General features: G+C 69.1%; 17 protein-coding genes. 12 read left to right on the top strand and 5 right to left on the bottom strand.

What is annotated here, in order from left to right:
* Positions 1-2: 2 nt before the first annotated feature.
* From ACH413_RS21275 to ACH413_RS21265, 3 genes are all read left to right on the top strand, one after another.
* Positions 3-1,379, top strand: coding sequence for a GH1 family beta-glucosidase (locus tag ACH413_RS21275; protein ID WP_360035353.1), 1,377 nt, complete (start codon positions 3-5; stop codon positions 1,377-1,379).
* Positions 1,376-2,398 (top strand): LacI family DNA-binding transcriptional regulator, encoded by a 1,023-nt coding sequence (locus tag ACH413_RS21270; RefSeq protein WP_360035356.1) that lies wholly within the window; start codon positions 1,376-1,378, stop codon positions 2,396-2,398. Before ACH413_RS21275 ends, ACH413_RS21270 begins: the two co-directional genes overlap by 4 nt.
* A gap of 103 nt (positions 2,399-2,501) precedes the next feature.
* Positions 2,502-2,810 (top strand): hypothetical protein, encoded by a 309-nt coding sequence (locus ACH413_RS21265; protein ID WP_360035359.1) that lies wholly within the window; start codon positions 2,502-2,504, stop codon positions 2,808-2,810.
* A 3-nt stretch (positions 2,811-2,813) separates the two neighbouring features.
* Here the strand turns inward: ACH413_RS21265 and ACH413_RS21260 are convergent, their stop codons facing one another.
* Entirely contained in the window at positions 2,814-3,371 is a 558-nt protein-coding gene (locus ACH413_RS21260) for an NADPH-dependent FMN reductase (RefSeq protein ID WP_360035362.1), read from the bottom strand.
* 87 nt (positions 3,372-3,458) lie between these two features.
* Here ACH413_RS21260 and ACH413_RS21255 point away from each other — a divergent pair, with 87 nt between their 5' ends.
* The 7 genes from ACH413_RS21255 (at position 3,459) to ACH413_RS21225 (ending at position 14,966) form a co-directional block, all read left to right on the top strand.
* Positions 3,459-4,058, top strand: a complete 600-nt coding sequence (locus tag ACH413_RS21255; protein WP_360035365.1) for a helix-turn-helix domain-containing protein — start codon at positions 3,459-3,461, stop codon at positions 4,056-4,058.
* A gap of 122 nt (positions 4,059-4,180) precedes the next feature.
* Positions 4,181-6,745 (top strand): glycoside hydrolase family 9 protein, encoded by a 2,565-nt coding sequence (locus ACH413_RS21250; RefSeq protein ID WP_360035368.1) that lies wholly within the window; start codon positions 4,181-4,183, stop codon positions 6,743-6,745.
* Positions 6,746-6,925: 180 nt separating this feature from the next.
* Positions 6,926-8,011 carry a multiple monosaccharide ABC transporter substrate-binding protein gene (chvE, locus tag ACH413_RS21245; protein WP_093589882.1) on the top strand — a complete coding sequence of 362 codons (1,086 nt, stop codon included), beginning with the start codon at positions 6,926-6,928 and terminating at the stop codon, positions 8,009-8,011.
* A 27-nt stretch (positions 8,012-8,038) separates the two neighbouring features.
* Positions 8,039-9,541 carry a multiple monosaccharide ABC transporter ATP-binding protein gene (mmsA, locus tag ACH413_RS21240; RefSeq protein WP_360036062.1) on the top strand — a complete coding sequence of 501 codons (1,503 nt, stop codon included), beginning with the start codon at positions 8,039-8,041 and terminating at the stop codon, positions 9,539-9,541.
* Positions 9,541-10,755 carry a multiple monosaccharide ABC transporter permease gene (gene mmsB, locus ACH413_RS21235; protein WP_360035371.1) on the top strand — a complete coding sequence of 405 codons (1,215 nt, stop codon included), beginning with the start codon at positions 9,541-9,543 and terminating at the stop codon, positions 10,753-10,755. The genes mmsA and mmsB overlap by 1 nt, the downstream gene beginning before the upstream one ends.
* A 76-nt stretch (positions 10,756-10,831) precedes the next feature.
* A complete protein-coding gene (locus ACH413_RS21230) occupies positions 10,832-13,867 on the top strand; it encodes a family 43 glycosylhydrolase (protein ID WP_360035374.1) in 3,036 nt (1,011 codons plus the stop codon).
* A gap of 13 nt (positions 13,868-13,880) precedes the next feature.
* Positions 13,881-14,966 carry an aldose epimerase family protein gene (locus tag ACH413_RS21225; protein WP_360035377.1) on the top strand — a complete coding sequence of 362 codons (1,086 nt, stop codon included), beginning with the start codon at positions 13,881-13,883 and terminating at the stop codon, positions 14,964-14,966.
* 1 nt (position 14,967) lies between these two features.
* Here the strand turns inward: ACH413_RS21225 and ACH413_RS21220 are convergent, their stop codons facing one another.
* Positions 14,968-15,300 carry a hypothetical protein gene (locus ACH413_RS21220; protein ID WP_258951127.1) on the bottom strand — a complete coding sequence of 111 codons (333 nt, stop codon included), beginning with the start codon at positions 15,298-15,300 and terminating at the stop codon, positions 14,968-14,970.
* Positions 15,301-15,507: 207 nt separating this feature from the next.
* Between ACH413_RS21220 and ACH413_RS21215 the strand changes: the two genes are divergently transcribed.
* Positions 15,508-17,025, top strand: a complete 1,518-nt coding sequence (locus tag ACH413_RS21215; RefSeq protein ID WP_360035380.1) for an AMP-binding protein — start codon at positions 15,508-15,510, stop codon at positions 17,023-17,025.
* Positions 17,026-17,268, top strand: coding sequence for a sigma factor-like helix-turn-helix DNA-binding protein (locus ACH413_RS21210; RefSeq protein WP_360035383.1), 243 nt, complete (start codon positions 17,026-17,028; stop codon positions 17,266-17,268).
* Here the strand turns inward: ACH413_RS21210 and ACH413_RS21205 are convergent.
* From ACH413_RS21205 to ACH413_RS21195, 3 genes are read right to left on the bottom strand one after another with little or no spacing between them, the layout of a single operon-like run.
* Positions 17,255-19,183 carry a family 43 glycosylhydrolase gene (locus ACH413_RS21205; protein ID WP_360035386.1) on the bottom strand — a complete coding sequence of 643 codons (1,929 nt, stop codon included), beginning with the start codon at positions 19,181-19,183 and terminating at the stop codon, positions 17,255-17,257. The genes ACH413_RS21210 and ACH413_RS21205 overlap by 14 nt on opposite strands.
* Positions 19,180-20,817, bottom strand: coding sequence for an RICIN domain-containing protein (locus ACH413_RS21200; protein WP_360035388.1), 1,638 nt, complete (start codon positions 20,815-20,817; stop codon positions 19,180-19,182). Before ACH413_RS21200 ends, ACH413_RS21205 begins: the two co-directional genes overlap by 4 nt.
* Positions 20,818-20,873: 56 nt before the next feature.
* Positions 20,874-22,337 (bottom strand): non-reducing end alpha-L-arabinofuranosidase family hydrolase, encoded by a 1,464-nt coding sequence (locus ACH413_RS21195; protein WP_360035390.1) that lies wholly within the window; start codon positions 22,335-22,337, stop codon positions 20,874-20,876.
* Positions 22,338-22,538: the final 201 nt, after the last annotated feature.

Below are 22,538 nucleotides of genomic sequence, written 5' to 3'. Positions count from 1 at the left end.
AAATGGAGAACATTGTTTTCCCGCAGGGTTTTCTGTGGGGTGCCGCGACCGCGGCGTTCCAGGTGGAAGGTGCGACCGACGTGGACGGCCGCACCGACTCCATCTGGGACGAGTTCTGCCGGCAGCCCGGCAAGGTCGTGGGCGGCGACTGCGGTGAACCCGCCGCCGACCACTACCGCCGGTTCGAGCAGGACGTCGCCATGATGGCGGACCTCGGACTCAAGGCGTACCGGTTCTCGATCGCCTGGCCGCGGGTGCGGCCGGACGGCGGGAAGGTCAACCAGGCGGGGCTCGACTTCTACAAGCGGTTGATCGACTCGCTGCTGGCGCACGACATCGCGCCGTGGCCCACTCTGTACCACTGGGACCTCCCGCAGAAGCTGGAGGAGACCGGCGGCTGGGCGAACCGCGACACCGCGTTCCGGTTCGCCGACTACGCGGCCTCCACCGTCGAGGCGCTCGGTGACCGCGTCGGCACGTGGACGACGATGAACGAGCCGTGGTGCTCGGCGTTCCTCGGTTACGCGGGCGGAATCCACGCTCCCGGTCGCACCGAGCCCGCGGCGGCCGTCGCCGCGGTGCACCACCTGCTGCTCGCGCACGGGCTCGCGGCCGACACCATCCGCGCCGCCCAGCCGGACGCCAAGGTGGGCATCACGCTCAACATGTACCCGATCATCCCCGTGGATCCCGGCAACCCGGCGGACCTCGACGTCGCGCGCCGGCTCGACGGGCTGCAGCAGCGGATCTTCCTGGACCCGTTGCTGCGCGGTGAGTACCCGGCCGACATCGTCGCGGACCTCGAACCGTTCGGGTTCAGCGAGCACGTCAAGGACGGCGACCTCGGCGTCATCTCGGGTCCGATGGACATGCTCGGCGTCAACTACTACACCGAGCACTACGTCAGCTCGTCTCCCAACGGGGAGACTGGCCCGTCGCCGTGGGTCGGCGTGCAGCACGCGTCGTTCCCGCCGCGGGACGCCCCCATGACCGACATGGGCTGGGAGGTCAGGCCGGACGGGCTCACCACCGTGCTGATGCGGGTGCACCAGGACTACCCGCGGCTTCCGTTGTACATCACCGAGAACGGCGCCGCGTTCCGCGACGACTTCTCGGGCACCGGCGCGATCGACGACGTGGACCGCACCGGCTTCATCGCCTCCCACCTCCGGGCCGCCCACGCGGCCATCGAGGCGGGCGTCGACCTGCGCGGCTACTTCTGCTGGTCGCTGCTGGACAACTTCGAGTGGGCAGAGGGGTACGCGAAGCGGTTCGGCATCGTCCACGTCGACTACGACACCCAGATTCGCACGCCGAAGATGAGTGCGAGGTGGTACAGCAGGGTGGCGCGCGACAACGCGCTGGTCGCCGTCTCATGACGGAAGGCAGGAGTCGCCGCCCCGGCCCGCGCATCGAGGAGGTCGCGCGCGTGGCCGGGGTGTCGAAGTCCACCGTCTCCAGGGTGATCAACGGCGAGAAGTACGTGAGCGAGCGGTCGCGCCAGGCGGTGCACCGCGCGATCGCGCTGCTCGGGTACAGCCCGAGCCACGCCGCGCGCACCCTGGCCGGCAGCAGGGCGAACGCGATCGCGCTGGTGATCTCCGAGCAGGGCAGCCGGGTGCTCGCCGACCCGTTCTTCGCCCAGATGCTGCGCGGGGTGCACGCCGAGCTCGCGGGGCGGCACGTGCAGCTCCTGCTCATGATGAACCGGCCGCACGACGGCGAGGACCAGGTCGCGTACCTCACCGGCGGGCACGTCGACGGCGCCCTCGTGGTGAGTCTGCACGGCGACGACCCGCTGCCCAGGACGTTGCACGAGACGGGGCTGCCCATCGTGGTGGGCGGCCGTCCGCTCGCGGGCGGCGCCGTCCCGTTCGTCGACGCCGACAACTTCAACGGCGCGCTGGGAGCCGTGCGGTTCCTCATCTCCCTGGGCCGCGAGAAGATCGCCACGATCGCCGGGCCGCACGACATGGCGGTCGGCATGGATCGCCTGAGCGGCTGGCGGTGCGGGCTCGCCGAACACGGCATGCCGGTGGAACTCGTGGCGCACAGCAGCGACTTCACGCCCGAGAGCGGTGCGCTCGCGATGGAGGAGCTGTTGCTCAGAGCACCCGACCTCGACGCCGTCTTCGTGGCGGCGGACATCATGGCGCTGGGCGCGTTGCGGGTGCTCCAGGCGCGCGGCTACCGGATCCCGGACGACGTCGCGGTGGTGGGGTTCGACGACTCCGTGCTCGCCGCGACGGCCGTGCCGCCGCTCACCACCGTGCGGCAGGACGTGGAGGGGTTCGGCCGGACCATGACCTGGCGGCTGCTGGCCGAGCTGGCCGGTGAGGAGAAGCTGCCTCAGTCCATGCTGCTGCCCACGTCGCTCGTGCGCCGGACGAGCGCCTGAGCACGCTTGCATTCATCCCGGAAGTAATCGCCCGGAATCCTGAACCAGTGCCCCGACCAGGCCGTATTACGACGTACCAGTGAGAGACGGGCGGGGGTTGCGGATGCAGGCGGGCAGATTCTTCGACGAGTCACCGGACGATCCGGAACTGCCGGAAACCGCGATCCTGCGCGTGCTGTGGATGACCGCACAGGGAATGGTCTGGCCGTGGCTGCTGCAGAGCATGTGCCGCCGGGACGCGATCCGACAGGCGCTGGAAGCCGAGCTGATCACGGCACCCGTCGGCGATCATCTGGGCTACCACATCACCGACGCCGGGCGGCGCCGCATCGAGGACTGGTACCAGGACAACCGTCCCGGCACCGGTCCCCACGACGACGCGAAGGAATGGCGCGCCGTCACGATGCGCTGAGCGTCAGACGGTCGCGGCCGTGCGACCGGCCAGGCCCTCGATGACCGCGGCCAGCTTCTCGGTGACCTCCGGGTCGTCGACCGGGTGCAGCTCGGCGAAGCGGATCACGGAGCTGGGGATCGACAGGGTCAGGTCCTCGGCGGGCACGCCACCGGCGATCTTGACGGCCTTGCGCGCCTCGTCCTGCGCCCACACGCCGCCGTACTGGCCGAACGCGGTGCCGACGACGGCGACGGGCTTGCCGGACAGGGCGCCGGCGCCGTACGGACGCGACAGCCAGTCGATGGCGTTCTTCAGCACGGCCGGGATGGTGCCGTTGTACTCGGGCGACACCAGCAGCAGCGCGTCGGCCTGCGCGGCAGCCTCCCGCAGCTCGGCCGCGGCGGCGGGAACGGTGCCCTCGGCGTCGATGTCCTCGTTGTAGAACGGCACGGTCCCCAGGCCGTCGAACACGCCGATCTCGACGTGCTCCGGCGCGATCTGGACCGCGGCCTCGGCGAGCCTGCGGTTGTGCGAGCCCGCGCGAAGGCTGCCGACGAGCGTGAGGATGCGGACGGTCATGGCACGACTCCTGAGTACGCGGTGTGGTTGAACGACTACCACCCTAAACGGGACGCGTCCCGTTTATCTTCCGTCTAGGCTGCGGAGGTGATCGACGGCACATCCGTCCCGCTGACCGGGCCGGGGACGAACCTGCGCGCGGACGCCGTGCGCAACCGGGCCCTGCTGCTCGAAGTCGCGACGCGCATCGCGACCGAACGAGGCGCCGCGGCGATCACGATGGAGACCGTGGCCTCGGCGGCGGGCGTCGGCAAGGGCACTGTGTCGCGGCGCTTCGGCGACCGCAACGGGCTGCTGCGGGCATTGCTGGACCAGTCCGAGATCCGGTTCCAGGAGGCGTTCCTGAGCGGCCCTCCGCCGCTCGGACCGGGCGCCGACGCCGCCACGCGACTCAGGGCGTTCGGCCCGGCCCTGCTGCGCCACGAGCGCGAGCACCGCGACCTCTACCTGGCGGCCGAACCACCGCCGGAACGCCGCTTCGCGGTCCCGGCCGACCAGCTGCGCCACCGGCACCTGGTCGTGCTGCTGCGCGAGCTCCTCCCCGGCGCCGACGTCGAACTGCTCGCCCACACCCTGCTCGCCTCGGTCGACGTCGTCCTGGCCGACCACCTCGTGCGCGACCACGGCATGTCACCCGAACGACTCGAAGCCGGGTGGCACGACCTCCTCGACCGACTCCTGGGCTGACCTCCGCGTCGAATCGTCCGTCGAATGCCGCAGAGGGCTTGCCGCCGTCTGCCGACTCGCCCTACGGTCGCTCTGGGAGCGCTCCCAGACATTCGTCAACGTGGACGGAGAACCTCACGCTCATGAGATCCCCACGCCTGCTCGCCACGACCCTGCTCGTGGCGCTCGCCGCGTTCCCGCTCGCGGCGCCCGCCGCCGCGGCGGACTACGAGCGCGTGCTCAACGGAACGTTCGACAGCGGCTCCCCCGATCCGTGGTGGAGTGGCGCCGGGGTGACCAACCGGGTCACCGGCGGCGAGTTGTGCGCGGCGGTCACCGGTGGCACGACGAACCCGTGGGACGCGCTGATCGGCCAGAACGGCGTTCCGTTCGAAACAGGACAGTCCTACACGTTCTCGTTCGACGCCCACGCCACGACCGCGCAGCCCGTCACGGCCGCCGCGGGCGAGAGCGTAAGCCCGTACCGCGGGATCGCGAGCCAGCAGTTCACGCTCTCCCCTGAGAAGCAACACTTCTCGTTCACCTTCACGTCCACATTGGATTTCCCGGACGCGGGCAACGGCCAGGTCGCGTTCCAGCTGGGCGGCCAGGCGGCGGACAACACGATCTGCGTGGACAACGTCTCGCTGGTCGGCGGCGTGAAGCCGCCCGGTGGTGTCAATCCCAACCCGGCCAAGAAGGTCCAGGTCGACCTGGTCGGGTACGTGCCGGGTCTGCCCAAGCGCGCCACCCTCGTCTCCACGGCCACGACGCCGCAGACGTGGACGCTCAAGAACTCCGCGGGCACGGCCGTCGCCACCGGCCAGAGCACGCCGAAGGGCGCGGACGCCACGTCCGGCGACTCGGTGCACCAGATCGACTTCTCGTCGTTCGACACGGCCGGCACCGGCTACACGCTGTCCGTGGGCGAGGACAGCAGCTTCCCGTTCGACATCTCCGCCGACCCGATCAAGCGGCTGCGCTACGACTCGCTCGCGTTCTTCTACCACCAGCGCAGCGGCACGCCGATCGAGGCGCAGTACGTCGGCGACGAGTACTCCCGCCCGGCCGGTCATGTGAACGTCGCGCCCAACCAGGGCGACAACAACGTGCCGTGCCGCGCCGACCTCGCGTGCGGCTACACGCTCGACGTGCGCGGCGGCTGGTACGACGCGGGCGACCACGGCAAGTACGTGGTCAACGGCGGCATCGCGGCCTGGCAGTTGCTCAACTCCTACGAGCGGGCCACCCGTGTCGGTGACGCGTCCGCGTTCCGCGACGGCACGCTCGCCATCCCGGAGAAGACCAACGGCGTGCCGGACCTGCTCGACGAGGCGCGCTGGGAGGTCGACTTCCTGCTCAAGATGCAGGCACCGGACGGCATGGCGCACCACAAGATCCACGACGCGAACTGGACGGCCCTGCCGACCCGGCCCGAACTGGACGACCAGCCGCGCCGGCTGTCCGCGACCAGCACCGCCGCGACGCTGAACCTGGCCGCGGTCGCCGCGCAGGCGTCCCGGCTGTGGAAGGGCATCGACGCCACGTACTCCGCCACTCTGCTCACGGCGGCGCGCAAGGCGTACACGGCCGCCAAGGCGAATCCCGCCAAGCTCGCCGACCCGAACGACGGCACCGGCGGTGGCGCGTACAGCGACGACACCGTGAGCGACGAGTTCTACTGGGCGGCTTCGGAGCTGTACGCGACCACCGGCGACAGCGCCTACCGGACCGACGTGACCACCTCGCCGCACTACAAGGCGGCGAGCCTGAGCAGGGCGGGCTTCCACTGGGGCGGCACGGCCCCGCTGGGTGACATCACACTCGCCCTGGCGCCCAACGGACTGCCCGCCGCGGACGTCTCGGCGATCAAGGCCGCGTTCGCGACCGTCGCGGACCAGCACCTGACCGCCATGGCCGGGATGGGCTACGCCGCGCCGTACGACAACAGCACGGCCGGGTACGTCTGGGGCTCGAACTCCTCGGTGCTGAACAACGCCCAGGTGCTCGCGCTGGCCCACGACTTCACCGGCGCCGCGAAGTACCGCGACGGCGTTTTCGAGGCGCTGCACTACGTCCTCGGCCGCAACCCGCTGAGCACGTCGTACGTGGCGGGCTACGGCGACCAGGCGATGCGCAACGCGCACCACCGGTTCTGGGCGCACCAGAACGACCCGACGCTGCCGATCGCACCGGCCGGCTCGTTGTCCGGCGGTCCGAACAGCGCGCTGCAGGACCCGGTGGCGCAGCGGTTGCTCGTCGGCTGCCCGCAGCAGAAGTGCTGGGTGGACGACATCGGCGCGTACTCGGTGAACGAGGTCGCGGTGAACTGGAACTCCGCGCTCGCCTGGGTGTCGGGCTGGGCGGCGGAGAAGTCCGGGACCACCACGCCGAAGCCGGACTGCGAGGTCGGCTTCACCGCCGGCCGGTGGCCCGACGGCCTGTCCGCACAGGTGAAGATCACCAACATCGGCACCGCCGCGTGGACGTCGTGGAAGCTCGGGTTCGCGTTCCCCGGCACCCAGAAGGTCACCGCCGGGTGGTCGGCGACGTGGAGCCAGACCGGGCGTGACGTGACGGCGGCCAGCATGCCGTGGAACGGGCAGGTCCAGCCGGGCCAGACCATCCACATCGGATTCAACGGCTCCGGCTCCGGAGCCGACCCGGCCGCCTTCACCATCAACGGGAAGACCTGCAAGAAGGCCTGACCGAACCAGGGATGCGCCCGCTGTCACCTCGGTGGCAGCGGGCGCTCGGCGTTTACGACGTCTGTGAGCGCTAACAGGAACTACCTGCTGTTATCCAGATGAAACTTGACGGGCATGTTGTTAGCGATAACACTCGCCGCCTACAGCACTGTTGCCTGTCGGTGACATCGAGGAGAAGCAATGAGGCTTGCCAGGATCGCGGCCACCACCGCACTCGCCGTCACCCTCGCCGCCTGTGGTTCGGCGCAGAAGACGGTCGACCAGCAGACGAGCTCCAGCGAGGGTGCGCTGGTGGGCGTCACCATGCCGACGCGGTCGTCCGAACGCTGGATCCACGACGGCGACAACATCAAGAAGGCCCTGGAGGGCAAGGGGTACAAGGTCGACCTCCAGTACGCGGAGAACGACATCCCCACCCAGGCCAACCAGATCGAGAACCAGATCACCAAGGGCGCCAAGCTCCTGATCGTCGCCTCGATCGACGGCACCGCGATCACCTCTCAGCTGCAGCAGGCCGCCGACGCGAAGATCCCGGTGATCGCCTACGACCGGCTGATCCGCAAGAGCCCGAACGTCGACTACTACGCCACCTTCGACAACTTCAAGGTCGGCGTGGAGCAGGCGAACTCGCTGCTGGCCGGTCTGAAGACCAAGGGCGAGGGCCCGTTCAACGTCGAGCTGTTCGCCGGCTCGCCGGACGACAACAACGCCACGTTCTTCTTCAACGGCGCCATGTCCGTGCTCCAGCCGCTCGTCGACCAGGGCAAGCTCGTGGTGAAGTCGGGCCAGAAGGACTTCAAGACCGTCGCGATCCTGCGCTGGGACCCCGCGACCGCGCAGAAGCGCATGGAGGACCTGCTCACCTCGACCTACGGCGGTGCCAAGGTCGACGGCGTCCTGTCCCCCTACGACGGCATCTCGATCGGCATCCTCTCCGCGCTGCGCAGCGGCGGCTACGGCTCGGCCGGCCAGGCCTACCCGATCGTCACCGGTCAGGACGCCGAGGTCGCCTCGGTGAAGTCGATCATCGCCGGTGAGCAGTACTCGACCATCCACAAGGACACCCGCCTGCTCGCCGACGTCACGGTGAAGATGGCCGACGCGGTGCTCAAGGGCGGCAAGCCCGAGGTCAACAACACCAAGGACTACGACAACGGCAACAAGGTCGTGCCGTCGTTCCTGCTCCAGCCCGTCCCCGTGGACAAGGCGAACTACCAGAAAGAGCTGATCGACTCCGGTTACTACACCGCCGACCAGCTCAGGTAACTCGACGTGTCCGACGACATCCTGGTGATGCGCGGCATCACCAAGAGGTTCGCGGGTGTCACCGCGCTGCACGAGGTCTCGTTGACCGTGCGGCGCGGTGAGATCCATGCGATCTGCGGAGAGAACGGCGCGGGCAAGTCCACGCTGATGAAGGTGCTGTCCGGGGTCCACCCGCACGGCACGTACGACGGCGACATCCTCTTCGAGGGCGAGCCGTGCGCGTTCGACGGCATTCGCGACAGCGAGCGCCGCGGCATCGTGATCATCCACCAGGAGCTGGCGCTGTGCGGCCAGCTCTCCGTCGCGGAGAACCTGTTCCTGGGCAACGAGAGGTCCCGGCGCGGGTTCATCGACTGGAACCGCACCAACCACGAGGCCCAGGCGCTGCTCGACCGCGTGGGACTGCGGGCGAACCCGACTGCGCCGGTGAACGACCTCGGCGTCGGCAAGCAGCAGCTCGTCGAGATCGCCAAGGCGCTGTCCAAGGAGGTCAGCCTCCTGATCCTGGACGAGCCGACGGCCGCGTTGAACGACGACGACTCCCAGCACCTGCTGGACCTGCTCGAAGGCCTGCGGGACGAGGGCATCACCTCGGTGATCATCTCCCACAAGCTGGGCGAGGTCACCAGGATCGCCGACACCGTCACGGTGCTGCGCGACGGGAAGACCATCGAGACGTTGCCCGCCAAGGGACTCAGCGAAGAACGCATCATCTCCGGCATGGTCGGCCGCGACCTCGAGCACCGGTTCCCGCCGCGCACGCCCGACATCGGCGAGGAGGTGCTGCGCATCGAGGACTGGACGGTGCACAGTCCCGCCCAGCCGGACCGGGTGGTCGTCGACAACGCCACGTTGTCGTTGCGGCGCGGGGAGATCGTCGGTCTCGCGGGCCTGATGGGCGCGGGCCGCACCGAACTCGCGATGAGCGTCTTCGGCCGTTCGTACGGCGTCGGCATCTCCGGGCGCGTGGTCAAGGACGGCCAGGAGATCGACACGCGCACCGTGCGCGGCGCGATCCGGCACGGCCTCGCGTACGTGAGCGAGGACCGCAAGAAGTACGGGCTCAACCTGATCGAGGGCGTGCAGCGCAACGTCTCCGCGGCGGCGCTGGGCAAGCTCGCGAACCGCGGGTGGGTGAACGAGAACGAGGAGTACACCGTCGCGGAACGGTTCCGGAAGTCGATGGGCATCAGGACGTCCGCGGTGTCGACCGTGACCGGCACGCTCTCCGGCGGCAACCAGCAGAAGGTCGTGCTGGCGAAGTGGATGTTCACCGACCCGGACGTGCTGATCCTCGACGAACCGACGCGCGGCATCGACGTCGGCGCGAAGTACGAGATCTACTCGATCATCAACGAGCTCGCCGCCCAGGGCCGCGCGGTGCTGGTGATCTCCTCGGAGCTGCCGGAGCTCCTCGGCCTGTGCGACCGCGTGTACGCGCTGTCGGAGGGCCGCATCACCGGCGAGGTCACCCGTGCAGAGGCGACGCAGGAACGCTTGATGCAGTACATGACGCGAGGACAGAGCTGATGACCACGAAGATCGCGCCCGCTCCCGCCGCCGCCCCTGCGGCCCAGCCCCGGCGGTTCTCGATCAACCCGCGGCAGTCGGGCATCTACGTCGCGTTCGCGTTGATCGTCGTCCTGTTCGCGGTGCTGACCGACGGTGCCCTGCTGCAACCGCAGAACATCTCGAACATCATCGTGCAGAACTCCTACGTGCTGATCCTCGCGATCGGCATGATCCTGGTGATCATCGGCGGGCACATCGACCTGTCGGTCGGCTCGACCGTGGCGCTGACCGGGGCGATCTGCGCGGTGCTGACCGTCCAATGGGGACTGCCGTGGCCGGTGGCGGTGCTGCTGACGCTGCTCTCGGGCGCGTTGATCGGCGCGGCGCAGGGCTACTGGATCGCGTACTTCGGCATCCCGGCGTTCATCGTCACGCTGGCGGGCATGCTGGTGTTCCGCGCGCTCACGCTGACGACGCTGGGCAACCAGGGCATCGGGCCGTTCCCGGACGAGATCCGCTCGCTGGCGAACGGCTTCACGGGCGGCTACCTCGGCAACGTCGCTCTCGGCCCGCTCGGCGGCGCCGACCTGGTGAGCCTGCTCGCCGGCCTGACGTTCGTGGCCGGGTTCGCGTTGTCGCAGTGGCGCAAGCGCGCGGCCCGGCTCGGCTACGGCCAGGTCGTCGAGCCGATGCCGGTGTTCATCCTCAAGATCGTCGGCGTCGGTGTCGTCGTGATGGCCGTCGTGGTGCAGCTCGCCCGGTTCCGCAACCTGCCGTGGGTGCTGGTGCTGCTCGCGGCGCTCGCGCTCGGCTACTCGCTGATGGCCGGAAACTCCGTGTTCGGACGGCACATCTACTCGATCGGCGGCAACCTGCAGGCCGCCACGCTGTCCGGCGTGAAGGTCAAGGCCGTCACGTTCTGGGTGTTCGTGAACATGGGCGCGCTGGCCGCGCTGGCCGGCGTGATCTTCGCCGGCCGGCTCAACCAGGCGGGCCCGACGGCGGGCATGTCGTTCGAGCTGGACGCCATCGCGGCCGCCTTCATCGGCGGTGCGGCGGTGCAGGGCGGTGTCGGCAAGGTCGTCGGCGCCATCACCGGCGGCCTGATCATGGGCGTGATCAACAACGGCATGTCGCTGATCGGCGCGCCCAGTGAACGCGTGATGCTCGTGAAGGGTCTCGTCCTGCTCGCGGCGGTCGCCTACGACGTGTGGACCAAGCGCCGCGCCTGAAATCCCCTCTCTCCACCCCGGAAGGCGAACAACAACGATGTTGTTATCCCTGCGCCGTTTCGGCCTCGTGGTGGCCATGTCGGCTGCCCTGGTCCCCATCACCCCGGCCGCCGCCGAACCGCTCGTGCGGACAGCGGCGAACGCGCTGGACGTGCCGAACCTCGACGACGTCCGCGGGAATCTCACCCTCCCCGCGACCGGCGAGAACGACACGACCATCACGTGGAAGTCGTCCAACGCCAAGGTGATCACCGCGACCGGTGAGGTGAGCCGCCCTCCCGCGGGCGGCAAACCCACCAAGGTCGTGCTGACGGCGAAGGTGAGCCGTGGGCAGCAGAGCGCCACCCGCGCGCTCACCGCCACCGTGACCCCGTTGCCCGTCAAGGAGCCGCTGGCGGGCTACAGCTTCTTCTACTTCACGGGTGAAGGCAGCCCGATCGGCGAGCAGATCTACGCCGCCGCCAGCAACGGGAACAACCCGCTGGACTTCTCCGAGGTCAACGGTGGCCAGCCGGTCCTGAAGTCCAGCCTCGGCGAACTGGGCGTGCGCGACCCGTTCATCCTGCGCTCCCCCGACGGCGACAGGTTCTACCTGCTGGCAACGGATCTGAAGATCAACGGCGGACGTGGCTGGGACGCCGCGCAACGCAGCGGCAGCCGGTCGATCATGGTCTGGGAGTCGACGGATCTCCGGAACTGGTCGCGCCAGCGCAGCGTCCAGGTGTCACCGCCGACCGCGGGCAACACCTGGGCACCGGAGGCGTTCTGGGACGCCCAGCGCGGCAGCTACGTCGTCTACTGGGCCTCGAAGCTCTACGCGGAGACCGATCCCGGCCACACCGGCGACAGCTACAACCGGATGATGTACGCGACCACGCGCGACTTCGTGACGTTCAGTCCGGCGAAGGTGTGGATCGACCCCGGTTACTCGGTGATCGACTCGACGGTCATCGAGCACAACGGCACCTACTACCGGTACACCAAGGACGAACGGAACAACTCGTCGTCCTCGCCGTGCAGCAAGTACATCACCGCGGAGAAGTCGGCGGACCTGCTGAACCCGCGGTACGACTTCGTCGCCGAGTGCATCGGCAAGGCCACCTCGACCAGTCCGGGGCTGAGCGCCGGCGAGGGCCCGACCGGGTTCAAGTCCAACACCGAGAACAAGTGGTACCTGTTCATCGACGAGTACGGCGGCCGCGGCTACGTGCCGTTCGAGACCACCGACCTGGCCTCCGGCAAGTGGACCATGTCCACGGGCGCCCGCCTGCCCACCTCTCCGCGCCACGGCACGGTGCTCCCGGTGACCCAGGCCGAGCTGACCAGGCTCACCGCTCCCCCGGCTCCCGTGAAGGCCGACGCGCAGGGCCTCGTCGCGCACTGGCCGCTCAACGGTTCCGCCGCCGACGCCACCGGGCACGGCTACGACGGCGTGCTCGCCGGCAACGCCACCTGGTCCGAGGGATCCCTGTCGCTCCAGGGCGGACACGTCCAGCTGCCGAACAACATGCTGACGGGCGCTCCAGCCGCCACGATCTCCGCGGACGTGCTGGTGGATCCGGCCCAGCAGACGCCGTACTTCCTCTACGGGTTCGGCAACACCGCGCCGAACGGCGTCGGCAACGGCTACCTGTTCAGCACCGGCGACGGCTATCGCGGCGCGATCGCGACCGGCAACTGGACGACGGAGCAGGGTGTGAACTCCGGCCGCGCACTGCCGCGCGGGGTCTGGAAGAACGTGACGCTGACCGTCGGCAACGGCGTGGAGGTGCTCTACCTCGACGGCGTCGAAGTCGCGCGCAACACCGCCGTCACCATCAAGCCGTCCGACCTCGGCGGCGGCATCACGGCGGCCAACTACCTGGGCAGATCCGTCTACGCGGCCGACAGGACGTTCCTCGGCAGGATGAAGGACGTCCGCCTCTACAACCGGGCGCTCGCGAGCACCGAGGTGGCCGCGCTGCCGTTCAACGCGACGCTGATCCGGTCAGTCGCGCACAACTCGCTCAAAGCACCCGCGGTCATCGAACCGGGCAGCGTGGTGCTGCCCGTGCGGCCGGGCACCGACCTGCGCCGGATCCAGCTCGACTTCGGGCTCGCTCCGGGCGCCACGATCTCCCCCGGCGGTCCGGTCGATCTGCGCAAACCGCGCCAGTTCACCGTGAGGCTGGGCCGGGAGAGTCGCGTGTGGACGGTCGAGGCCCACGAGATGCGCAGCCCCGTGCTGCCCGGCCTGAACGCCGATCCGAACATCGTCGCGTTCGGCGACACCTACTACATCTACGCGACCACCGACGGCTTCGACGGCTGGAGCGGCACGAAGTTCTCCGCCTGGTCGTCGAAGAACCTGGTGGACTGGACGGACGAGGGCGTCGTTCTCGACCTCGGTCCCGGCGTGAGCTGGGCGGACCGCAACGCCTGGGCGCCGACGATCGCCGAACGCGACGGGAAGTACTACTTCTACTTCTGCGCCGAGGCCAAGATCGGCGTCGCGGTCAGCGACTCGCCGACCGGCCCGTTCGTCGACTCCGGCCGGCCGCTGATCGCCCGCAACCCCACCGGCAGCGGCCAGGCCATCGACCCGGCCGTCTTCGTCGACCGCTCCGGACAGCCCTATCTGTACTGGGGAAACGGCGAGGCCTACGTCGTACCGCTGAACAGTGACATGATCTCCTATGACTCGGCCAAGATCTCCCGGCTCACCGGGCTGACGGACTTCCGGGAGGGCCTGTTCATGGTGGAGCGGAAGGGCACGTACTACCTGAGCTGGTCGATCGACGACACCCGCAGCGAGGACTACCGCGTCGCCTACGCGACCGCGCCCAGCCCCACCGGCCCGTTCACGAACCGCGGCCTGATCCTGAGCAAGGACCTGAAGCTCGGGGTCAAGGGCACCGGGCACAGCTCGATGCTGCAGGTGCCGGGCACCGACGACTGGTACCTCGTGTACCACCGCTTCGCCATCCCCGGCGGGGACGGCACGCACCGCGAGACCACGATCGACAGGATGAGGTTCGGCCGCGACGGCTCCATCGTCCCGGTCACGCCGACCCTGGAGAGCGTCGCACCACAACGGATCCGGCCGCAGCACTGCCGGGCCCTGATCAACTGACCCGAGGAGTTCGATGTCGCAGCGGGAACCCGAGCTACGCCGGGAGCAGTTCGGCCGGGTCGGTGACACCGACGTCCACCGGTACGTCCTGGCGTGGCCGGGTGGCCTCACCGTGCGGGTGCTGGACTACGGCGGGGTGATCCAGTCACTGGAGGCACCGGACCGCCACGGTGTTCCCGCCAACGTGGTGCTCGGCTTCGGCTCGCTCGACGACTACGTCGCGAACAGCCGGGCGGACGCGACCAGGGTGTTCTTCGGCGCCGTGATCGGCCGGTACGCCAACCGGATCGCGCGCGGCGCCTTCACCCTCGACGACGTCCAGCACCAGCTTCCGCTCAACAACGGCCCGAACACCCTGCACGGCGGACCGGCCGGCTTCGACACGCGGGTGTGGTCCGCGACCGAACTGCACGAGTCGGACAGCGTGGGCGTGCGGCTCGAACTGACGAGCCCGCACGGGGACGGCGGCTTCCCCGGCGCCGTGGACGCACAGGTGACGTACCGGCTCGACCGGCACAACCGCCTGAGCATCACCTACCGCGCGACAACGGACGCGCCCACCGTTCTCAACATGACCAACCACACCTACTGGAACCTGGCCGGAGAAGGCAGCGGCGACGTGCACCGCCAGTCGCTGATGCTCAACGCGAGCCGGTTCTGCGCCGTCGACGAGGCCCTGATCCCGGTGGGAGGTCCCGTGCCGGTCGAGGCGAGCCCGTTCGACTTCCGGCTGCCGACCGCGATCGGCGCCCGCATCCGCGCGGCCCACCCGCAGCTGCGGATCGCGGGAGGCTACGACCACAACTGGGTGCTGGACTCGTCCGGTGCCTCGTTCGCCGCGCAGGCCTGCGACCCGGTCTCCGGGCGGCTGCTGACCCTGTGGACCAGCGAGCCGGGCCTGCAGTTCTACTCGGGCAACTTCCTGACCGACGACCTGGTCGGCACCGGCGGCCGCCCGTACGGCCGCGGCGCCGGCTTCGCCCTGGAGGCACAGCACTTCCCGGACTCGCCGAACCGCCAGGACTTTCCCAGCACGGTCCTGCGGCCCGGCGACGTCTACCACCAGGAGACGGTGTTCCAACTGTCCACCACGGACTGAGCTACGCCGCGTGTGAGCACGTGGGGCAGCTGCATTCAGCACACGTGCAGTTGGCGCACGAATCAGTGCAGCCGTCGCACGCGCACTGGGCGTGGTTGCAGGTCGGGCAGTCGCATTCCGAGCAGTCGCACTGCGCGCACGAGTCCGCGCAGTGCGCGCACCTGCACTTGTCGCACTCGTCGTAGTGCACGCCGCGATCCGTCACGTGTTCGCGGTGCAGGTGCCCGTCGTGCAGGTAGTCGACGTGGTCGCGGTGCACGAGGGCGTCGTGACCACAGCCGGGACCGTGGGTGTGGCGGTGCAGCTCGGCGGGGGCGTGCTCGACAGTCGTCATAGGACAGATGCTCATATGCGCAGACGACTATGACAAACGCAGAGGCCGATGATCAGCCGCCTGGGTGACGGCCAGGCGGCGGCAGGCCGTGCAAGGCGCTGGGACACAAGGACTTAATCGATTCGACTGCTGAATCGACAACGCGAGAACTTCCGAGGGGTCAATGTCGTTCACGTGACGGCACACCGCTCAAAGGAAGGGCATGCCATGGCAGCCGAGTTCCAGGAATCCGCCCTTCGGGAGCTGTCCGCGGCCGACCGCGCGCTGTTCCGGGCGTTCGGTGCCGGACCGATCCGCACCCCGCCGTTCGACCACGTCCACCACGCCTTCGAGACGCACGCCGCGCGGCGTCCGGACGCGACGGCGGTGGAACACCTCGGCGAGTCGCTGACCTACGCGGAGCTCGACGCCAGAGCCGGGCTGCTGGCCGAGTACCTCATCCGCGGCGGCGTGCGCCCCGGCGACCACGTGGGACTGTTCCTGACGCGGTCGATCGCCATGGTGGTGGGCGTTCTCGCGGTGCTCAAAGCAGGAGCGGCCTACGTGCCCCAGGACGTGAGCACCACGCCGGAGGCGCAGCTGCGGCACGTCGTCCGCACCGCGCGCATCGACGTGGTGCTCACCACGAGCGCGAACGCGGTGCCCGGCCACCTCGCCTCGGTCATCGCGATCGACACCCTGCCCGGCGTGAGCACCTTCTGCCGCACGATCACCGCCGACTCGGACGTCGCCGCCGTCGTCTTCACCGGCACGAGCGGTGTGCGCGTGACCCACGCCAACCTGTGCAACCTCCTGCTCACCGCTCCCGGATCACTGGCCGTCGCACCGGGGACCAGGGTGGCGCAGCTGCAGAACATCGCCTGCGACCTGGCGATGTGGGAGGTGCTCGGCACGCTCGCGAACGGCGGCACGCTCGTGCTCCGCGGCGACGACGCCGAACGGACGGCGCGGTCGGTGGACGTGGTGATCGCCACCCCCGGCGCGCTGGCGTCATTGGACCCTGATGCGTGTCAACGGATCCACACGGTCGTGGTCGCCGGTGAACGGTGCCCGCAGGCGCTGGCGGACACGTGGTCCCGCCGAGCGACCTTCTACAACGCTTGCGGCCCTACCGAGGTCACCGTCGTCAACACCATGCAGCGCCACGAAGCGGGCACCGGACGGCTCACCATCGGGCGGCCGGTGCCGAACACGACCGTGTACGTGCTCGACGACGACCTGCGGCCGTGCGCGATCGGCGCCATCGGCGAGATGTGGGTCGGCGGAACGGGCGTGACCGCCGGCTACGTGGGCGATCTCGACCTGACGGCGCGGCGGTACCGCCCCGATCCGTTCCTCGGCGGAGATCACCTGATGTTCTGGACGCGCGACCTCGGCAGGTGGACGGCCGACGGCGAACTGGAGCACCACGGCCGCACCGGCGACCAGGTCGAGGTGCTCGGGTACCGGTTCGAGCTGGACACCGTCACCGCGGCGCTGGAGGGCGCGGCGGACTGCGAGCGCGCCACGACCCTGGTGCACGACGGCAGGCTCGTCGGGTTCATCAGTCCCCGCACCGCGGCGCCGGAGGTGGCGAGGCGCACCGTCTCCCAGCGGCTGCCGCACTACTGCGTGCCCACGCTGATCGTTCCGGTCGACGCACTGCCGACCACCGAGCGCGGCAGGGTCGACCGGCGCGCGCTGCTGTCCCGGTTGGACGGACTCTCCCCGGCTTTCCGTTCCTAGGTGCGAACCTCCATGGACGCCTTCGGCGAGGAGCGCGCCGGCGACTCGCTGGTCGCCGACGCGCTGTCCACGCTGGAGCCCGAACACCGGGTGGTGATCGTGCGGGCCTTCTACCGCGGTGAGTCCGTGGACGCGCTCGCCGACGCGCTGGATCTGCCGCAGGACACCGTGAAGACGCGGTTGCTCCACGGCCTGCGCGCGTTGAGGCTCGCGTTGCAGGAGAACGGGGTCATGGAGTCGTGAGTTCGAAGCGCTGGACGGTGACCGCGCCGCCCAGCGCCTGCGTGGCGTGGTTGAAGATGCCGAACCGGTAGCCCATGAAGAACTGCCAGTCGTTCTTCAGCGTGAAGCCGCTGCCCAGTGACGTGAAGTTCACGCCGTCCGTGCTGTAGGAGAACCTGGTCTGCCGTCCGCTGCCGGGACGGATGTCGGCGTTGGCGCGCAACCAGATCCGGGTGCCGGTGAGGTTCGCGCTCGCGACCTCGGAGCCGGTGCCGGTGGTGTTCCAGTTGCTGTCCATGGTGAGGCCGTTGACCATGACCACGCGGTTGCGGCCGCTGTCGCGCTTGACTCCGATCCAGGCCGAGGAGTCGCGCAGCATCGCCAGTCCGGTGCGGTCGCCGTCGCGCATCGACGCGAGGTCGAGGGTGACGGTGGCCGTGGAGGTCGGGCCCTGTATTCGGTGGGTGAGGGTGTTGCGGGCGTTGTACAGGTCGTTGGTGACGGTCGCGGTGGACAGCCGCAACCCGTTGCCGACGCTGTACTTCGTGGTGTCCGGGTTGTGGTTCCACTCCCACCGCGGCTTGAGCGCGGTGCCGCCGAAGACGTCCATCCCGGTCATGGGTTCGACCTGGCGCGACGGCAGGTTCGGCATCGGGTAGTTCGCGCCCCAGCCGCCGTTGACGGTCGTGATGCGCGGCCAGCCGTCGGAGGTCCAGGTGATCGGCGCGAGCACCGGCACGCGGCCGCCGGGATAGGCGTCCACGAACGCCATGTAGTACCAGTCGCCGTTCTGCGTCTGCACCATGCCGCCCTGGTGCGGCACTCCCCCGCCCTGGATCGGCGTGGGCATGTTCAGCAGCACCTGCTGGACGGTGTAGGGGCCCCACGGGCTCGACGACTTGAGCACGTACTGGCCGTTCGCGGGCCTGGTCAGCCAGATGTAGTAGTTGCCGTCGCGCTTGTAGAACCGCGCGCCTTCCAAGGTGCCGATGCTGGACGGTGTCTGGAACACCTGCTGCGAACGCACTTCCGACTTCCCGTCCGCCGACAGCTGCGCGACGCTGATCGTGGTGTTGCCGTACGCGACGTACATCGTGTCGTTGTCGTCGACCAGCATTCCCGCGTCGTAGTAGCACTTGTTGATCGTGGACAGCTTCGACCACTGACCGTCCACGGCCGTGGCGGTGTAGATGTGGGTCTGGGCGAAGTCGACGCACCCGCCCCAGTAGAAGGTGTTGTTGCTCTTGCGGTGGTTGAGGAACGAGGCCCAGATCCCCCGCACGTACCCCCTGCTGCCGTTCAGGTCGTACTTGGAGCCGAAGTCCAGGCGTGGCACGGAGTGTCCGGCGAACTCCCAGTTCACCAGGTCGTAGGAACGCAGGATCGGCGCTCCCGGCGAGTAGTGCATGGTCGACGCCGAGTAGTAGTAAGCGTCGCCCACGCGGATGATGTCGATGTCCGCGAAGTCCTGCCACAGCAACGGGTTGCTGAACGACGACGGCCGGGGTGCCGACGTGGTGGTGGTCGGTTCCGCGCCGCCGTCGCAGGTGGTTCCGTTGAGGCGGAACAACACCGGGTCGGGGTTGGCGGAACCGGACGTGGCGTTGAACCCGAACTCCACCTTGCCGCCGGTGGGCACGGATCCGTTGTAGGAGGCGTTGCGCGCGCTGACCTCGCCGCCGCTCTGCGTGATCACGGCGTTCCAGTGCTGGCCGACCTGCTGGCCGGAGGCGTACGCCCACTCGAGCGTCCAGCCGGTGATCGCGTCACCGGTGTTCGTGATGGTCACCGACGCGCCGAAACCGCCCTGCCACTCGGAGGTCCTGGTGTAGGTGACCGAACAGCCGGGAGCGGCCTGTGCGGTCGTGCCGGCGGCGAGTCCCGCGGCCACCAGCGCGAGGGCGGACACGGCCGCCGCGGCGGGAACCCACCTCATGATCGCGACCACCTCTGGTTGGTCTGGCCGTTGCAGGTCCACAGCACCAGCTTCGAGCCGTTGGCGGTCGCGGCCCGTTCGACGTCGAGGCACAGACCGGCGTTCGTGTTGCGCAGCGTCCCGTCGGAGCCCAGCGTCCAGCGCTGGTTCGCCTGGCCGTTGCACTGCCAGACGATGACCCTCGTGCCGTTGGCGGTGCCCTGGTCGTACGCGTCGAGGCACTTGTCACCGAACACGCGGACCTCGCCGTTCGTCCAGGAGGTCCACCGCTGGGAGGCGGGGGTGAGGCAGTCCTGGATCACGGCCGCGGTCCCGGCCGCCGTAGAACCGTTCTCGACGTCGAGGCAGCGGTTCGACCCGGCGCCGCGCAGCCGGGAGGTGGTGTTCGCCAGAGGGCTGCCGCCGGTCACCCGGAACGCGGTGACGCCGTGCGCCGCCACGGTGGCGGAGATCGCGCCCGACGTGCCGGACGTGCCGCCGGTCCAGAGGTCGGTCAGCGTGAAGCCGTTGCCGGACAGGCCGATCTGGGCGGCCGTGGTGGCGACGGTCGCGGTGCCGCTGCCCCGGTTGAACAGGCCGACGGCGACCGAGCCGTCCGCGAGCGGTTTGGCGAACACCTCGGTGGCGCCGTCGTCGCGCACCCGGCGCCCGCCCGCGCCGAGGCCGTCCTGGTTCACGGCGATCAGGCGCTGGTTGCGCAGGACCGCGCTGACGTCGGCGGACATGGTGCGGATGTCGTTGCCCGCCATGAGCGGCGCCGCCATCAGCGCCCACAGCGTGAAGTGCGACCGCGACTCGGTGAGCGTGAGGCCGGGGCGTCCGACGACCAGCATGTCCGGGTCGTTCCAGTGGCCGGGACCGGCCTGCACGGCGAGCGGGGCGGTGATGTCGACGACGTTGCCCACGCCCATGGGGTAGCTGTTGGTGTTGCCGTTCTGCCAGATGTCCAGCAGATCCTCGGTGGTGCGCCACAGGTCGGCGACCTCGCTCCAGTCGTACCTGTCGCCGGTGATCGCGTGGAAGCTGTTGGGGTTGATGCTGTAGACGATCGGCCGGCCGGTGGCGCGCAGGGCGTCCCGCATGATCGTGAACCGCGCGACCTGCTCGTCCCTGCTCCCGGCGCCCGAGCACCAGTCGTACTTCAGGTAGTCCACGCCCCACGAGGCGAACGTGGTCGCGTCCTGGACCTCGTGGCCCTTGCTGCCCGTCGAACCGGGGTGGGCACCGGTGGTCTGCGCGCAGGTGCGTTCGTTCGGCACCTGGTAGATGCCGAACTTCAGGCCGCGCGCGTGGATGTAGTCGCCCAGCGCCTTCATCCCGCTCGGGAACTTCGACGGGTGTGCGCGCAGGGTGCCGCCCGAGTCGCGCTGGGGGTCGAACCAGCAGTCGTCCACGACGACGTACTGGTAGCCGGCGTCGCGCATGCCCGAGGACACCATCGCGTCGGCGGCCTGCCGGACCTGGCCCTCGGTGATGCCGCAGCCGAAGCTGTTCCAGCTGTTCCAGCCCAGTGGCGGGGTCAGGGCCGGGCTGCCGGGCGCCGCGGGTGCGTTGGGGGCGTGGACGGTGAGGGTCGCCAACGCCACCGCCAGCACGGCGGCGAGGTGCGTGAGTTTCCTGGACCGGACGGGCATCGTCGCCCCTCTCTCGCAGGGAAGGCGCCGCCGGGTGTCCGGCGGCGCCTCGAGGATCAGCAGGTCGAGTTGGTCTGCGTCAGCAGGCCGAGCCGCCAGGGCAGCCGGTTGTAGTCACCGCCGGCGTTGGGATCCAGGCCCTGGTAGAGGTAACTGAGCTTGCAGGGACTGATCTCCATCGTCTGGTCGACGTTCGTGCGCACCATCTCGCCGTGGCTGATGTCGCGAGTCCACTGTCCACTCGGGAACGTCACGTTGTTCGCGCGGGCGAACGGGTTCGACTCGCTGTCGGCCAGGGCGGTCCACGCACCGGCGATGGAGGACGCGGTCCACGAGCGGAACCAGCGGCGGCCGTCGGACCCGATCGCCTCGTGCACCAGCAGCCACTGGTTCTTCCCGGCGATCTTGTAGACGTTGGACGCCTCGAACAACCGGTTGCGGTTGCTGTCCTGCATGGCGATCACCGTGTTGGTGAAACCGTTGGGGAACTGCGCGAGGCTGGTCTCCGACCGGTAGAGGTGGCCGTTGTCGTCGGAGGAGAACAGGTAGCACTTCGCGGTGTCGCAAACCATCCAGAAGTCGACCCAGTAGCCGTTGCCGATGTTGTCGCGGATGATCTGCGGCATCCCGTTGGCGTAGAAGTTCTTCGGCGTGGACCAGGACGCGGGGTTGGAGATGTCGGACGTCGTGGAGTACGAGGCGTTCGACCCGGTCTGGTAGACGAGGTACCAGAGGCGTTGCGGAGCGAAGTAGAACACCTGCGGCGCGGCCCGGTAACCGGCGCCGACACCCGAACGGTCGAGGTAGTAGTGCGGTGCCGCCGACGCCTGGGACCAGTCGCTGAAACTGGTGTACATCAGGTTGTAGCCGTCGGTGTACGTGGACGCGAAGACGTGGTACTTGCCGTTGTAGTACACGACACTCGGGTCCTTGACCGCGACGTTCGCGTGCGTGGAGTCCGGCTTCGGGCTGATCAGCACGCCGCTGGAGTTCCAGCGGAAGCTCGACGGCAGACTGCCCACCGGCGGGTTGCCGGTCGTCGTGGTGGTGGTCGTCGTCGTGGTCGTGGTCGTCGTGGGTCCGACGTCGCCGGTGCACAGGGTGCCGTTGAGCGTGAACGCCGTGGGGTTCGGGTTGGTGGTTCCCGTGGAGGAGCCGTTGAAGCCGAACTCGACCCGGCCGCCGGTGGGGATCGTCGCGTTGTAGGAGACGTTGCGCGCGGTCACCTGGCTCCCGGACTGGGTCGCCTCGGCGCTCCAGGCCTGCTTCACCTGCTGGCCCGCGGCGAAGCTCCAGGTGAGCGTCCAGCCGTTGATCGCGTCACCGAGGTTGGTGACGCTGACGTTCGCCGTGAACCCACCGTCCCACTGGGATGGTGCCGAGTACGTCACCGAACAGCCCGGCGCGGCCGCGGCGGGAGGCACCGTCACCGCGGCGAGCGCGGTCACGGCGATCACCGGTACCGCGGCGGCGGCCGCGAGCCGGGCACGCAGGGATGTGAACGATCGTGCGAAGACCATGATCACCCTTCGTCGTCGGAGGGAGCGGCAGCAGGATCACGCACTGGCGCGGGAGATCAGCGACAGGGGCTGCTCCCAGCAATGTAGAAGACCCCGTCCCACAGGGTCAAAGCTAAATGTGAGCGCTAACTTTTAGCGGATCCTGATCCAGATCCGCCAGAAGCGCCATCTGGGCCAATCCGGCTGTTAACGCGAACAACC

Source organism: Lentzea sp. NPDC020367 (assembly GCF_044387305.1).
GTDB lineage: Bacteria > Actinomycetota > Actinomycetes > Mycobacteriales > Pseudonocardiaceae > Lentzea.
This window is presented reverse-complemented; position numbering and strand designations above follow the sequence as displayed.

Excerpts from the sequence above, each read along its gene's own strand:
- ACH413_RS21195 (WP_360035390.1), bottom strand. The coding sequence starts at position 22,337 with ATGGTCTTCGCACGATCGTTCACATCCCTGCGTGCCCGGCTCGCGGCC.
- ACH413_RS21230 (WP_360035374.1), top strand. The coding sequence starts at position 10,832 with ATGTCGGCTGCCCTGGTCCCCATCACCCCGGCCGCCGCCGAACCGCTC.
- ACH413_RS21205 (WP_360035386.1), bottom strand. The coding sequence starts at position 19,183 with ATGAGGTGGGTTCCCGCCGCGGCGGCCGTGTCCGCCCTCGCGCTGGTG.
- ACH413_RS21250 (WP_360035368.1), top strand. The coding sequence starts at position 4,181 with ATGAGATCCCCACGCCTGCTCGCCACGACCCTGCTCGTGGCGCTCGCC.
- ACH413_RS21220 (WP_258951127.1), bottom strand. The coding sequence starts at position 15,300 with ATGACGACTGTCGAGCACGCCCCCGCCGAGCTGCACCGCCACACCCAC.
- chvE (WP_093589882.1), top strand. The coding sequence starts at position 6,926 with ATGAGGCTTGCCAGGATCGCGGCCACCACCGCACTCGCCGTCACCCTC.
- ACH413_RS21225 (WP_360035377.1), top strand. The coding sequence starts at position 13,881 with ATGTCGCAGCGGGAACCCGAGCTACGCCGGGAGCAGTTCGGCCGGGTC.
- mmsB (WP_360035371.1), top strand. The coding sequence starts at position 9,541 with ATGACCACGAAGATCGCGCCCGCTCCCGCCGCCGCCCCTGCGGCCCAG.
- ACH413_RS21215 (WP_360035380.1), top strand. The coding sequence starts at position 15,508 with ATGGCAGCCGAGTTCCAGGAATCCGCCCTTCGGGAGCTGTCCGCGGCC.
- ACH413_RS21275 (WP_360035353.1), top strand. The coding sequence starts at position 3 with ATGGAGAACATTGTTTTCCCGCAGGGTTTTCTGTGGGGTGCCGCGACC.
- ACH413_RS21200 (WP_360035388.1), bottom strand. The coding sequence starts at position 20,817 with ATGCCCGTCCGGTCCAGGAAACTCACGCACCTCGCCGCCGTGCTGGCG.
- ACH413_RS21270 (WP_360035356.1), top strand. The coding sequence starts at position 1,376 with ATGACGGAAGGCAGGAGTCGCCGCCCCGGCCCGCGCATCGAGGAGGTC.
- mmsA (WP_360036062.1), top strand. The coding sequence starts at position 8,039 with ATGCGCGGCATCACCAAGAGGTTCGCGGGTGTCACCGCGCTGCACGAG.
- ACH413_RS21260 (WP_360035362.1), bottom strand. The coding sequence starts at position 3,371 with ATGACCGTCCGCATCCTCACGCTCGTCGGCAGCCTTCGCGCGGGCTCG.
- ACH413_RS21265 (WP_360035359.1), top strand. The coding sequence starts at position 2,502 with ATGCAGGCGGGCAGATTCTTCGACGAGTCACCGGACGATCCGGAACTG.